The following is a 13,670-nucleotide window of genomic DNA, read 5'->3' on the forward strand; positions in this document are numbered from 1 at the left end:
CACGTTTGGGCCGGCTGGCGGACAGACCTTGATAAGCTACGCGACGCGATGTGGAAGCCTTGCTCACCACTGCTGGCCGTCGTGCTGGCCTCGATCTCGCTCGGCTGCTCACCGAGCTCGGACGGACAGGCCGCGGTCGATCAGGCCAAGCCGCTAGTGCCAAACAACTCGGCGGTCGAGCCCGAGCCCGCCTCGGCCAGCGAGTCCGACGACACGAGCAACGGGTCCGACACGGACGAGCTCGCGATCGAAGCCGTGATCGAGATCGACGCGCCCACGACCGCGCCCAACACCGTCCCGACGTCTCCGGCGTCTCCGACCCCGATCACGCTGAGCTGGCGCGAGGTCGCCACGTTCCCGGCCCCGCTCGCGTTCGTCTACATTCAGACCGGCGTGCTCGCCCGCGGAGCCGCCGGCTACTACGACCTCGACGACGCGGGCCAGCTCGCGCCGCGGGCCGGGCTCGAGCTCCCCAGCGGCGAGCTGCTCGGCGACTGGCCCACCGACGCCTGGCTGGTGACGAGCACCCAGCAGCCGATCGCGCCCGGTCAACCGCTGAGCTTCGAGCACGAGGTGATGCAGCTCGACGCGGATCGCAGGTGGGTCACCCGTGAGCTTCGCAATCAGGCGCGCTGGATCGCGGGGGCCCACGTGGTCCGCAAGGGAGCGTTCGGGACCGTGCTGGTCCGCGAGGGCTCGAAGCTCACGCGCGTCGGCGGCAAGGACAACCCCAAGACCGGCCCGCGCATGGGCAAGCTGATCGTCGACGTGATCGAGACCCGCGCGGGCAGCCTCTACAACATCAGCGAGCGGCCCAACGGCATCTACGTCCAGATCAATTGCAGCGACCGCGACTGCGTCGACGACAACGCCAAGAAGCTGCCCCACGGCAGCCTGTGGAGCTTCTCGACCCAGGTCCTGCGCCAGACCACCGGCGTGTCGGTGGTCGCGACGGTCGACCGTGAGGGCGCGGTCGGCCACCACCTGCTGCACTACGAGCGCGGCAACTGGAAGCTCGAGTCGCTGCTGCATCCCCCGACGGGCCTGTGGCCGGCCGACGACGGCGGGCTGTGGGTGCTGGGCAACGGCAAGCTGATGCACCGCGACAGCCAGGGCGTGTGGCACACCGTCGCGGCGCCCGAGGGCGCGAGCTCGATCAGCGCGGCGATGCTGCCCGACCGCACCGAGCTGTGGGTCGCGGCCACCGTCAAGGGCAAGGGCGTGGTGTTTGCGACCTCGGCCAGCCCGCCCACGTAGCCGCGCGGACTACCCGAGGTTGTGAAACACGACCTGGACGTCGTCGTCCTGCTCGAGCCGATCGATCAGCTTGAGCACCGCGTCGGTCTGTTCGTCCGACAGCTCCGTGGTGGTCTTGGGCACCCACTCGAAGCCCGACGACGCGACCGCGATCTTGTTGGCGTCGAGGCCCGCCTGCAAGTTCCCGAAGTCTTCACGAGCGCAGCGCAGCACCAACACCGGGTCGCCGTCGTCGTTGATGCCGTCGTCGAGCTGGTCGAGCCCGTGGTCGATCAAGGTGAGCTCGAGCTCGTCGCGGTCGAGCCCCTCGGGGTCGAGCCGGAACACGCCGAACTGGTCGAACATGAACGCGACGCTGCCCGTGCTGCCGAGGTTGCCGTCTTCCTTCTTGAACGCGAACCGTACGTTGGCGACGGTCCGGGTCGGGTTGTCGGTCGCGGCCTCGACGATCAGCGCGATCCCGTGCGGGCCGTAGCCCTCGTAGAACACGGTCTTGTACTCGTCGACGTCGCCGAGCCCGGCGGCCTTCTCGATCGCGCCCTGGATCCTGTCCTTCGGCATGTTGACGGCGCGCGCGTTTTGGATCGCGCGGCGCAGCCCGGGGTTGTTGTCGGCGTCGGGGCCCCCGGCCTTGACGGCCATGCTGATCTGCCGACCCGCGCGGGTGAACGCCTTCGCGTCGCGGTCCCCGCGCTTCAACATTGCTAACTTCCGGTTCTCGAAGGTGCGGCCCATATCGCTGTCCTGCTGGCTCCTGGCGGCCTTCTACACCAGCGCCTCATTCCCGGCTAGGGCACCGCGCGGGGCCGTTGCCAAATCGCTCGGGGTACCATCACGGGATGCGTCGGCTCGCGGTTCCGCTCTCGGCTGTGGCGTTGTTGCTCGCCGGCTCGTGCAAGCGTGCCGACACGCCACCGCCACCGCCGCCGGACGAGGCACCGACCGCCGACGCCCCGGCCCCCGACCCCACCGCGTCCGATCCACCGCCCAGCGAGTGCGCCACGCTCGAGCTCGAGGCGTGCGCCGAGCAAGGCGCGGCGCTGCTGGTCAGCGACACGCCCGAGCGGGCGGTCCCGCTGCTCACCTGGGCCTGCGGCAACGACCACGCCGACGCCTGCGCCACCCTGGCGAGCAGCTACCGGGCCGGCCACCTCCCCTCGCCCGGCGCGAGCGAGGTTCATGCCCTCAACCTGCGTGGCTGCGCGGCCGGGTCGCCCCACAGCTGCACCCTGCTGGGCGCCGACTACTACGAGGGCGAGGCCGTCGACAAGGACGTGAACAAGGCCACCGAGCTGCTCACCCAGGCCTGCGAACAAGACGAGCGCCAGGCCTGCGCGCTGGCTCGATGGACGTCAATGGCATGACGATCATGGATCTCCAGTGTCGGCTGTCGGGCGGCGGCGGGCTGTTTGGCTCGATGGCTCTGGTCGCGACCTTGGCCGACAAGAAGAAGGCGTTCGACAAGTGCGCGCCCAAGGGAGCGGCACCGATCGTGCGCTGGGACTTCGAGGGCAGCAAGACGACCGTGCTCGACGTCGACGACCCCTCGGAGCAGGTCGCGGCCTGCGTCGAGAAGATCATGAACAAGGTGCCACCGACCATGAAGGCGCAGTGCCGGGCGATGTTGCTGGTGGGCGACAAGTCGGGCGCCGAGCAGGCGGCGGCGAGTCGCTAGCGCTCTCGCTCACCCCTGCGGCTCGGGCTTGCAGACCTCGCCGGCCTCGATCTGCGCGTTGGTCCGAAACGTGTTGAGCGTCGCCCAGCTCGGCGGCTCCCACTGCGGGATGGTCCCGTCCTCGCGCACGTTGGTCACGTGATAGCTGTGCTGATTCCAGATCCGCCGGGCCTGGATCCAGCGATCTTGCACATCACGAATCACCTGCACGGTCGGCGCGGTCTGCATCATCTCGAACCCGGCGTCCGAGACCACGATGATCTCCGCGGAGCCATCATTGTCGACGTCGGCGACGGTCGGGTACTCGGTCAACGTCCGCGCGCTGCGGGGCACGGTCAGCAGCGGCGCCCCCTGGTCGTCAAAGATGAACAGCTGGGCCTCGTCGGCGTACATGGCCTCGGCCCGGCCGTCGCCGTCAAAGTCGAACGCGGTCCCGCCCGAGGAGCCGCTCGCGTCGTCGATGATCGCGCTCCACACCAGCGAGGGCGCCGGCTCGAACACCGAGTAGACGCTGGCCGAGCTGACCGCAAACTCGGCCAGGCCGTCGCCATCGAAGTCGTGCACGGCCGCCGGTCGCAGCCCCGTCCAGATCCCCTCCGGCTTGACGTTGAGGTAGACGATCGTGCCGTCGTGCTCGAGCAGCGTGACGCCGCGGTTGTTGGTGACGAGGATCTCGGGCTCGGGGTCTTCGTCGAAATTGGCGATCTGCGGGAATCCGGGCGTGACCATGATCTCGAAGTAGAACTGGCTACCGTCGTGGTGATAGGCGCTCTGGCCGAGCACGACCTCGAGATCACCGTCGCCGTCGAGGTCGGCCGCGGTCACGGCCGTACTCAGCGGCTGCAGCCCGAGCTGCGCGGGCGCCTCGAACACCACGTCCCCGTTGTGGTCGAGCACCACCGTGTCAAACATGATCTCGACGTCCCCGTCATTGTCGAGATCAGCCAGCGCGATCGATCCCCCCTGCGGGTGATCATGACTGTGCGCGCTGGTCCACTTGTGGGTGCCGTCGTGCTCGAAGGCCATGAACCGCGCCGGTCCTTGAAATCCAGCGCCGTTGCCCGCGATGATCTCCGGAAACCCGTCATTGTCGATATCACCGATCGCGGGGGTGATCGTGAACGCGACAAACGGCGCGATCTTGAAGTGCAGCTGCCCGGTCGCGCCGTCGAGTACGTAGATGTGCGACTCCCCGCCAAACGTGGCCGCGACCACGACCACGTCCGGGGTGTCGCACAGATCGATCACGCCGTCGTCGTTGTCGTCGGTCAGATTCGCGACAAGGGCCGGCACGAACGACTCGGTCTCGCCGTCGGGGCCCCACCAGCTCCACTGCACGTCGGGCTCGAACGCGTCGGGCGGCGCGGACTCGTCACAGTCGCCGACCGCGTTCATGTCGTCGACGACCATGCACAGCTCGGGAGGTATTGGGTCGTTGAAGTCGGAGACCTGGGCCATGTCGAACTTGGTCCCGTCGCCGTCGCCGTCGCCGTCGCCGTCGCCCGCATCCGTCGAGCTGCTCGAGCCCTCCGCGTCGCTCGTCGAGCCCTCGCTGTCGCCGGTCTCGCCCTCCGTCGCGACGGCGACCGAGGTCGCAAACACCTCGCCCGACCCACCGTTGCAGCCACCCACGCTGACACACGAGGCCAGCGCCCAGGTGATCAGCGTGGTCGCGTCGGGTCGTCGCATCGCCGCGGGATTCTAACAGGCGAGGGACCAGATCGCCCGCCAACCGCCCGGACCCGCGGACGAATCCCGAGGATTCGAGCGGGCCCGGGCGGGGTCCATGGAGCAGCCGACGAGGTGCTGGTCAAAGACCGCGCCAGGACGTTCCTGGCTCACCGCAAACCCCGAACAACGGGACGTACGGGCGTCCTGGGCAGCGCCTCGCGGGCTGTGCATAGCTCCATCGTCAGCCACGATACAGAAATTTTATCCCGACCCAAGTGCGCGTCAACGCCGTTTTGACCGCGGTATTTGCGAATTTCCGTGACGGCTCCGCGACGTGATGCGGCAAACGTGGAGCAGGCGAATGGCCAACGCTAGAGCGCCGAGCAGGCCCCGTGCTGCGGATCTTCCTCCCCGCGGGGCTTCTCCTCTCGGTCGAGTCGCTGATCGAGCCCATCTCGCGGCGCAGACGCGCAACGGCCTCCACCTTGGACAGGCCCTCTCGCTTCATCAGCAACTCGAGAGGGTCCCTCTCACCATACCGGACGAGTATCGACCCGCGGGCAACTGCTGGGGCCCAATGAATTCACCCGGCAGCGTATCCACCCTGCCACATGGCTCACACTTCGCCAGCCTCAACTCGACCTCGGGGATCTCGTTGCCACAGTCGAGGGTAAAGGTGACATCGATCCCGTGCTCGCCGTCTACGCTGACCAGACCCAGGTCGGGTGTGGCCTAGGCAGCTCCACACCCGAACCCGACGTTCTTCGCCTACATTGAGTAGACGCCGCGACCGACGTCCGGCCGCCATGTTTGCTGGCGGGCTGTGACATGAATGCAGCTGCCCCCGCCGCATTGGGCTTGCGGGTGAAAACTGTGGCGCAGTTGGCAAGACAGAGAGTGTCTCCGCCCAACCCTCTCTGCGCGGCGGACACCGCAGGTTGGATCGGCCAAGCGGCCGGCACGCACCCGTGCATTCGCAAAACATAGTGGGCTATGGGATCAATATTGACCCGGTGCCATAATGTGGTGACTTACGAACGTTTGGTTTTGCGCTTGACGACCTGAAATCGACGGCCTAGAGATTGAGTCATGTTGTGCGCAGATCTGCGTCTCCTATACGCGTGTTTGTCGGTGATAGCGCTGCTCCTCACCGCGTGCCCTGAAGACGATGTCGGGGCGACCGGCGGGGGCGAAACCGCTGGCACCACGGGACCGGGTGAGCCCGACCCGGTTGACCCATTGGATGGTGAGGGCAGCAATCCTCCGGAAAAACCCGACGCAAGCTCGACGTGGAATGCACCGACAACGCTCGGCAACGGTATGGTGCATGATTCTCGGTATGATCTGCGGGCCGGCGAATACTCGAGAAAGGTGAACACACTGGAACTCGCGGCCGGGGTTGATTGGAGCTTTGTCGGCAGCCACAGGCAAAAACTCCAGAACGGATTTCGGCCCACATCCGTGGACGCGCACGTCTCGCTCACCGACAACGGTGAACTTGTCATCATTGACCGCTCCGTCTACATGTCAGACGACGACGCGAACTTTCGAACGGAGACAAAGACGTACGTGTTCGTGAGTGTCTCCAAGGAAATGAACTTGTCGCGGAGTGGCCCATCATCGCACGGCGAACCTCGACCCACCTCGATCGACACATTCAGCCTTCCCGACGGGAGGTTCGGTGACACGATCGTCTGGACGTACGACAACAGCTCCACGCCGTGGCGGCTCATCGTGGGCCAGGTCGCGACCACCTTCAACGCGACGCGCAACGCGCTCGAAGACGCCGGGTTTCGCCCGATCTCGATCGCCAGCCGCAGCCGCGGCGGCGTCAGCCGGTACTCGGCGATCTTCGTGCAGGACGACGTCTCCGCTTCGGACTGGACGGTCTCGCTCGGGCAGACTGAGGCGACGCTCGCGGACACCATCACGACGCAGTGGGGCAACGGGTACTATCCATTTCGCCTGACGTCTGAGAGTGGCGCCCAGGAGCCCGTGTTCAACATTCTGTGGACCAAGCGCACCCCAGAGCTGAAGCTCGAGATTCGCCAGAATCTGGATGAGGCGCTGTTCAACGAGCAAGACACTGGGTGGCGTCAGCAGGGCTACCACCTCGAGAACGCGTGCGCGTACCAAGACGCCGGAGTCGAGCGCTACACGGGGCTGTGGACGCGAAGTGAACCCTATCTGCGGATGACAGTCGGTGACACGCTGGACGAAAATAGCCCGACCTTCGCCGCACGTTATGCGCCCCTGGAGGATCAGATCATCCAGGTGATGACCTTGGCTGGTAGCGCCAAAGAGGGTAACTTTTTCCGACCATCGGGGACCCTGCACGTGTTTGAAGGCGACGAACTTGTGCTCAACCGCGCGTACACGTACGCGCCGGCGAACTACCCCGACACGGAGCTGAACGCACCGATGGCGCTGGCGAGCGTGAGCAAGTCGATTACGGCGGCGGCGGTCGTGCGTGAGCTGAACCTCAGGGGCGTTCCGCTGACGGCGCCCTTTGCCGGGACGGCGGGGATCACCGGAGTGCCAAAGATGGTGATGGTGCCGACCGTCGTGGATGTGCTGCGGAACCTTGGGGGCTTCAATGAGCAGGTGGCCTCGTACAACGATCATTCGTTGATGGGCATGGACTATCCGATCGACGGGCAGAAGATGTACGACTATGTTACACATCCTACAACTGGTCACCTCGGCGTCGGCGGCACGGATAGCTACTGGGATTTGATGACGTACCAGGAAAGCCTGAATCTGGGTAAATTCTACTACTCCAACCCCGGGTTCTCAATGCTGGGTGAACTAGTTCGGATCCAGTCAGGTGTGCCCTACGCCAACTATGTTCGAGACAATTTGCTCGCTCCGCTGAACCTCCACCAAGAGATCTACCCGGACCCAGGCCACCGCAACGCGGTCAGCGAGCCCACCCAGGCCGGTCTCCGTAGCTACCTCATCAATTCGGCGCACCCGTACACTTGCGACCCTCAAACGTGCACGCCGGCCACTCCGCGCTCGGCGTCAGAGCCTGTTCCCGTGCCCAGCGCTGGCGATCTCTCGCCGCGATGGGGCGAGAATGCGGGTCCGATTGATTCGTCGGCCCCCGCGCACTCGGCTCTTACCCGCTACGCAGGTCGCGTCTACATGGGCGGCGCCCCGCTCGCCGCAGGCGGATGGCACGCGGATGGCGAGTCGCTGGGTGTTTTCATCCGCAGCCTCGCCCAATTTGGGTACCTGATGCCACAAACCACCGCGAGGCAACTGTGGGATCCTCAGTGGTGGAACATGACCCAGAACAGGGCTCCGGGATGGGCCTATGGACTCGGGTGGTACGTACGCGGCAACTGGATCGCCATGGCGGGAGGCAGCGACGGCGCAATGGCCACGGTGTTGCACAATCGCCGGTGGGACTTCACGGTTGTCATTCTCACCAACGTGCTTGGCAACGGTATGGATGAGTATGTCAACCCACTCCTCAACGCCCCCGGGGGAGTGTGGGGGACCAGCACCCTCGGCAAGCAGTTTCCGTGTGGCGATGACCTCGCTACGACCTCCGGCAACGAGTGCGCGATCTGGGGCAACGGATACATCTACTGAGGGAGACATTTCCATGCGCAGCATACTCAGCAAAACTCTGACGTTCTTGGCGGTCGGCGTCCTGACACTAGCCGCCTCAGCGTGCCGCGGTCCGATGCCGTGCCCCGACTGCGACGAGCAAGCCGACGACGACGACTCTCCCCCAGACCTTCCAACTCCCGACCCTTTGCCGGACTTGCCCTGTGGTGGCGCCGACTTCATGAGCGACAGCTACAACTGCGGCAGTTGTGGCCACGAGTGCCCGCTGTGGTACGAGGGAACTGAGTGGGAGGCAGGCACCTGCGTCGCGGGGGTGTGCGGGCCAGTGTGGTCGCAGTGCGCCGGCAACAGCGGTTGGGGGGGAAACACCTGTGGAGAACTCTGTGCAGGCGGCGGCCGAACCTGCGTTGCCAATGGTTGCTCAGGCTTCACCGCGCTCTTGCTCTACACGCCCGCCTTCGATCCTTGCCACCACCCGCCCCTTTTTGATCCCGTGGGGGTGATGACGGGTTCGTGTGACGAACAGATCCCGTGGGAGAACGACGAATTCAGCCCGATCAACGTCCAGTGCTGCTGCGCCCCTTAGGTGCCTGCGATCTCCGGCAAATGAGTGCGCGATCTGGGGCAACGGATGCATCGTGGTCTCGCGCCCCATGTCTGTCCCAATGGTTCTCCCGCGACACCGCGGTTTGCGCCGGCATGGTTGCTGCGCAGCTCTAAGGCCCCAGGAACGCTCCAGCGATCGGTGTACTCCCCGCCGGGGTCTTGCCGCCGCAGCTCGCCACCGTCTAGAGTAGATCCGCGAACCCAAACCCGTCGCGCTCGACGACCTCGCCCCGCTGGTGCGAGATCGGCTCCGCGAAGCCCGGCCCGTCGCTCACGAAGGTGTGAAACTCACCTCGCTCGCCGCATGGATCCACGCCCTCGGGCAGCTCGCGGAGCAGGCTCGCGTCCCAGCGCCGACCGACCAGCTCGATCGGCAGCTTGGCCAGATCCACGCACGTCAACGTTGCGACCACGCCCGCGCGCAGCATCTGCTCGGCGAGCTCGCGCGTGTCGGCGCCCCACAGCGGGAACACTGGCTCGAGCCCCGTGCCCGCCAGCTGCTGCTCGCGATAGGCCCGAATGTCCGCGAGGAACAGATCCCCGAAGATCATCACCTCCACGCCCAGCTCACGCGCCCGCTCGACCGCCGCGCCCATGCGCTGCTCGTAGATCTCGTTGGAGCACGGGTGCGGGAGCTCGATCACCTGGACGGGCAGCCCGAGCGACGCGGCTTGCCGACGCAGCAGCTCGTGGCGAACGCCATGCATGGCCACGCGATCGGCCGAGGCGTTGATCGTGGTCAGCAGCCCGATGATCTCGAGCTTGGGATTCGCGCGAGCCAAGTGCAGCGCGTAGGCGCTGTCCTTCCCGCTGCTCCAGCTCATCAACGCCTTGCGCGGCTTGGTGCGCGGCTGGGTGCGCGGCTGGGTCTGGGTGGTCATGACCGGATGATGCCCGATACGCAGTGGTGACGCGCGCGGATCGGCGCACGCGCCGTCGCATCAGCCTTGCGGGTCAGGCTTGCAGATCTCGCCGCCCTCGATCTGCGCGTTGGTCCGAAACGTGTTCAAGGTCTCCCAGTTGGGCTGCTCGAACTGCGGAATTGTCCCATCCTCGCGCACGTTGGTCACGTGATAGGTGTGCTGATTCCAGATCCGCCGGGCCTGAATCCAGCGATCTTCGATGTCGCGGATCACCTGCACGGTTGGCGCCGTCTGATTGTTGGCAAACCCCGAGTCTGAGACCACGACGATCTCCGCGGAGCCGTCGTTGTCCACGTCGGCGACGATCGGGTACTCCGCGAGGGTCTTGGCGCTGCGCGGGACCGTGAGCAAGGGCATGCCCATGCCGTCGAAGATGAACAGGTTCTGCTCGTCGGCGTACATGGCCTCGGCGATGCCGTCGCCATCAAAGTCGAACGCGGTCCCGCCCGACCAGCCGCTGCTGTCGGTGACCGGGGCGCTCCACAGCACCGAGGGCGTGGTCTCGTAGACCGAGTACACGGTGCTCGAGCTGACCGCGAACTCGGCGAAGCCGTCGCCGTCGAAGTCGTGGATCGCAGACGGGCGAAACCTGGGCTGCGTGCCGCCTGGCTGGGCGTTGAGGTACTTGATGGTGCCGTCGTGCTCGAGCACGGTCACGCCGCTGTCGCTGCTCACCAGGATCTCGGGTTGTGGGTCATCGTCGAGGTTGCCGACCTGTGGAAACCCAGCGGTGACCGCAGGGTTTGCGTACACCACGGTGCCGTCGTGGTGGTAGGCGCTCTGACCCAAGATGACCTCGAGATCACCGTCACCATCGAGGTCCGCGGCGGTCACCGCGGTGTTGGCGGGCACCCCGACCTGCGCAGGCGCAATGAACACGGTATTGCCCAGATGATCGACGACGAGGCGATCACCCATGATCTCGACGTCGCCATCATTGTCCAGATCTGCCAGCGCGATCGAGCCGCCCTGGCTGTGGGACCAGATCGCATCGTTCGTCCAGATATGGGTGCCGTCGTGCTCGAACGCGACGATCTGCCCGCCGCCCGAGAACCCAGGGCCGATCGCCGCGACGATCTCGGGCAGGCCGTCATTGTCGATGTCGCCGATCGCCGGGGTGATCGACCACGCGACCCCCATCGGGACCTGAAAATGCAGCTCGCCGGTCTCGCCGTCGAGCACGTAGATATGCGCGCTGTCGGGGAAGTTGGTCGCGACCACCACGACATCGGGGATGTCGCAAAGATCGATCTCGCCGTCGTCGTTGTCGTCGGTCAAGTTGGCGACCAAGGGCGGCACCAACGACTCGACCTCGCCGTTGGGCCCCCACCAGTCCCACTGAATGTCGGGCTCGAACGCGTCGGGCGGGGCCGACTCCTCGCAGTCACCGACGGCGTTCATCTCGTCGACGACCTTGCACAGCTCCCCGGGCCCGCCGGTGTCGTCGCCATCGGGTAGCGGCGCCATGTCGAACTTGGTCCCGTCGTCGCCGTCGCCGTCGCCGTCGCCGTCGCCGTCCCCAGGGTCTCCATCTCCATCCCCGTCGCCCGAGTCCCCGTCTCCGTCGCCGGACATGCCGCCGGTCCCATCGCCTGCGCTCGAAATTTGCGTGCTCGATCCCTCTGCCCCCGCGCCACCACAGGCGAGGGCAGGCAGGACCAGGCAGGACAGACACGGGATCAAGCTGAGCGGGCGCATCGCGCTAGCACCCTACCGAACCCCGAGCCGGAGCTGTATTCGCAGACAGATCCGACGCGTGAGCCCGCGCCCCTGCACGTTTGTCGAGCGTGGACGACGGCAGGCCGCAGCTCTCGCCGATACCGCGCAAACGCTTGCATGCCCTGCTATACCTCCCGGCGACCATGGGCGATCCAGGGCAGCCGCTGCCGCCGTGTCCCCACTGTCGGGCGGCGCACCCCGAGGAACTCCTCGTCTGTCCCAACACCAATCGTCTGCTTCCGCTGCAGGGGCGGGTGCTCGACAACCGGTTCCGGTTCATGACGATGCTCGGCGAGGGCGGCATGAGCACGGTGTGGCTGGCGGAGAATTTTCGGGTCCGCAAGCGGGTTGCGATCAAGCTGATGCACCCCGAGTTCGCCCGCAATCCGCGGACCCTGCATCGGTTCCAGAACGAGGCCACCGCGGCCGGGCGGATCGGCAACCCGCACATCTGCGACATCCTGGATCTCGGCGAGTCGCCGCTCGGCCCCTACATCGTGATGGAGGCGCTGTCGGGCCAGAGCTTCGGCGAGCTGCTCGAGACCCAGCTGCGCATCGATCCACCGCTCGCGGTGCTGATCATCTGCGAGGCGCTCAAAGGCCTGATCGCCGCCCACGCGGCTGGGATCATCCATCGCGACCTCAAGCCCGAGAACATGTTCCTGCACGAGCCCGAGCCGGGGCGCATGCTGGTCAAGCTCATGGACTTCGGGATCTCGAAGTTCACCGAGGATCCGGGCGGCGGCCGGACGGGCGCCAACGTGGTCATGGGCACGCCCGAGTACATGTCGCCGGAGCAGGCGGCCGGGGCCGCCAACGTCGACGCCCGCACCGACATCTGGGCGATGGGCGTGATGCTGTACCGCGCGCTCACAGGCACCGAGCCGTTCAAGGGCAACACCATGGCCGCGCTGCTGCTCTCGCTGTCCATGGAGGACCACGCGCCCATCGAGAACTTCGTGCCGCAGCTGCCCGCGGGCCTGATCGCGGTCGTCGATCGCTGCCTGGCCAAGGATCCCCAGTACCGCTACGCCACCGCGCAAGAGCTGTTCAACGCGCTCGCGCCATTTCAGCAGCTGGTCGCCGAGGGCGAGCGGCCGCAGGCGCCCGTGCGCACGGGCAACACGATGGCGGTCATCCCCGGGCAGGTGCCGATGGTGGCCCCGGGTGCCGCGTCTGCAGGCTCGCCCCCAACCTCCGCTGGCGGCGAGCCGGGCCCAACCCGCAAGCTCAGCCCGGTGCCCGGCGGCCCCACGTCGGCGCCCGCGGGGCCGATGACCTACAAGTCCAACACCACGGGCCCGTCTGGTTCGGGCTCTGGTCCGGGCTCTGGTCCGGGCCACCACAGCCAGCCAGTCGACACCACCGCGGGGACGTGGTCGTCCGAGCTCACGACACCCGCGGTCGAGCCGGGCCAGAGCTGGTCCATGGGCGTCCGCAGCTTCAGCGACGCGGAGAGCCGGCCCTACACGCCAACCACCGCGCGACCCGGGCGGGGCGTCGGCTGGTACGTCGGGGTCGGCGTGCTCGGGCTCGGGCTGATCGGGCTGATCGGCGGCGGCGCGGTCTTGGCCTGGAACTCGGGCGTGTTCGCGGGATCTGCCAGCGACACCGCCGCGTCGGATTCAGATTCAGGCGCGACCGAGACTGGTGGGGGAACCGTGGTCGCCGACGCAGACACGGACGCCGATCAGCCCGCCACGACGGGCGGCGAGACCGGCGGCGCGACCGAGACCGGCGGCGAGACGGGGACTGCAGCGGCGGCCGAGACCGGCGAGGGCGGTGACGACAGCAAGGCCAACGATGACGACGGCGGCGGCGGCGACGACGGCGGCGACGACGATGATGGCGACGACGACGATGGCGGAGCCGCGGGCGACGGCGGGAGCGCTGAAAAGCCCAAGCCGATCGAGTACGGCAACCTGATCCGGTCGGGCAGCATCTACACCCACAAGTCGCGCGGACCCAACGGCACCTGGAAATCGGCCCGCGACTACTGCCGCAGCCTCAAGCGGAAAAAGCGGCATGGCTTGACCAAGTGGCGGCAGCCGACGGTCGCCGAGCTGGCCAGCTTTGGCGGCACCGAGGTCGCGAACTTGCTGTACTGGAGCAGCGAGACCGACGGCAGCAAGGCCAAGACCGTCGCCGTCATGGACGGCAGGGTCAGCGAGCGCGACGTCGACATCCCCTCGCCGCGGGCGTTTTGCGTCTCGCGGAAATGAGCACGGGGCGATCGGCTC

At 66.7% G+C, this 13,670-nt stretch carries 9 protein-coding genes; 5 read left to right on the forward strand and 4 right to left on the reverse strand.

The features are described 5' to 3' along the window. Window positions 1-48 precede the first annotated feature (48 nt). Window positions 49-1,257 (forward strand): hypothetical protein, encoded by a 1,209-nt coding sequence (locus tag ENSA7_RS29445; RefSeq protein WP_106092699.1) that lies wholly within the window; start codon window positions 49-51, stop codon window positions 1,255-1,257. Between the two features lie 9 nt (window positions 1,258-1,266). Here the strand turns inward: ENSA7_RS29445 and ENSA7_RS29450 are convergent, their stop codons facing one another. After that, window positions 1,267-1,992 (reverse strand): YebC/PmpR family DNA-binding transcriptional regulator, encoded by a 726-nt coding sequence (locus tag ENSA7_RS29450; RefSeq protein WP_106092700.1) that lies wholly within the window; start codon window positions 1,990-1,992, stop codon window positions 1,267-1,269. Window positions 1,993-2,096: 104 nt separating this feature from the next. Between ENSA7_RS29450 and ENSA7_RS29455 the strand changes: the two genes are divergently transcribed. Both ENSA7_RS29455 and ENSA7_RS44340 read left to right on the forward strand, forming a co-directional pair. Continuing rightward, a complete protein-coding gene (locus tag ENSA7_RS29455; protein ID WP_106092701.1) occupies window positions 2,097-2,621 on the forward strand; it encodes a tetratricopeptide repeat protein in 525 nt (174 codons plus the stop codon). Beyond that, window positions 2,603-2,932: a hypothetical protein gene (locus ENSA7_RS44340; RefSeq protein ID WP_181234238.1), complete on the forward strand. Its 330-nt coding sequence runs from the start codon at window positions 2,603-2,605 to the stop codon at window positions 2,930-2,932. Before ENSA7_RS29455 ends, ENSA7_RS44340 begins: the two co-directional genes overlap by 19 nt. Window positions 2,933-2,941: 9 nt before the next feature. On the opposite strand, the gene ENSA7_RS29470 is transcribed toward ENSA7_RS44340, so the two are convergent. Continuing rightward, window positions 2,942-4,621, reverse strand: coding sequence for an FG-GAP repeat domain-containing protein (locus ENSA7_RS29470; RefSeq protein WP_106092703.1), 1,680 nt, complete (start codon window positions 4,619-4,621; stop codon window positions 2,942-2,944). Between the two features lie 1,113 nt (window positions 4,622-5,734). Between ENSA7_RS29470 and ENSA7_RS29475 the strand changes: the two genes are divergently transcribed. Further along, window positions 5,735-8,203 (forward strand): serine hydrolase, encoded by a 2,469-nt coding sequence (locus ENSA7_RS29475; RefSeq protein ID WP_181234239.1) that lies wholly within the window; start codon window positions 5,735-5,737, stop codon window positions 8,201-8,203. Window positions 8,204-8,970: 767 nt separating this feature from the next. Here ENSA7_RS29475 and ENSA7_RS29480 read toward each other — a convergent pair. Both ENSA7_RS29480 and ENSA7_RS29485 read right to left on the reverse strand, forming a co-directional pair. Then, window positions 8,971-9,669 carry a Dph6-related ATP pyrophosphatase gene (locus ENSA7_RS29480; RefSeq protein ID WP_244923947.1) on the reverse strand — a complete coding sequence of 233 codons (699 nt, stop codon included), beginning with the start codon at window positions 9,667-9,669 and terminating at the stop codon, window positions 8,971-8,973. Between the two features lie 60 nt (window positions 9,670-9,729). After that, the gene (locus tag ENSA7_RS29485; RefSeq protein WP_146158260.1) at window positions 9,730-11,409 is read right to left on the reverse strand and encodes an FG-GAP repeat domain-containing protein; all 1,680 of its coding nucleotides are present in this window, start codon (window positions 11,407-11,409) and stop codon (window positions 9,730-9,732) included. 164 nt (window positions 11,410-11,573) lie between these two features. Here ENSA7_RS29485 and ENSA7_RS29490 point away from each other — a divergent pair, with 164 nt between their 5' ends. Next, complete coding sequence (locus ENSA7_RS29490) at window positions 11,574-13,652, forward strand: protein kinase domain-containing protein (protein ID WP_106092706.1); 2,079 nt, start codon at window positions 11,574-11,576, stop codon at window positions 13,650-13,652. Window positions 13,653-13,670 lie beyond the last annotated feature (18 nt).

Origin of the sequence: Enhygromyxa salina (genome assembly GCF_002994635.1) — a bacterium.
Classification (GTDB): Bacteria; Myxococcota_A; Polyangia; order Nannocystales; family Nannocystaceae; genus Plesiocystis; species Plesiocystis salina_B.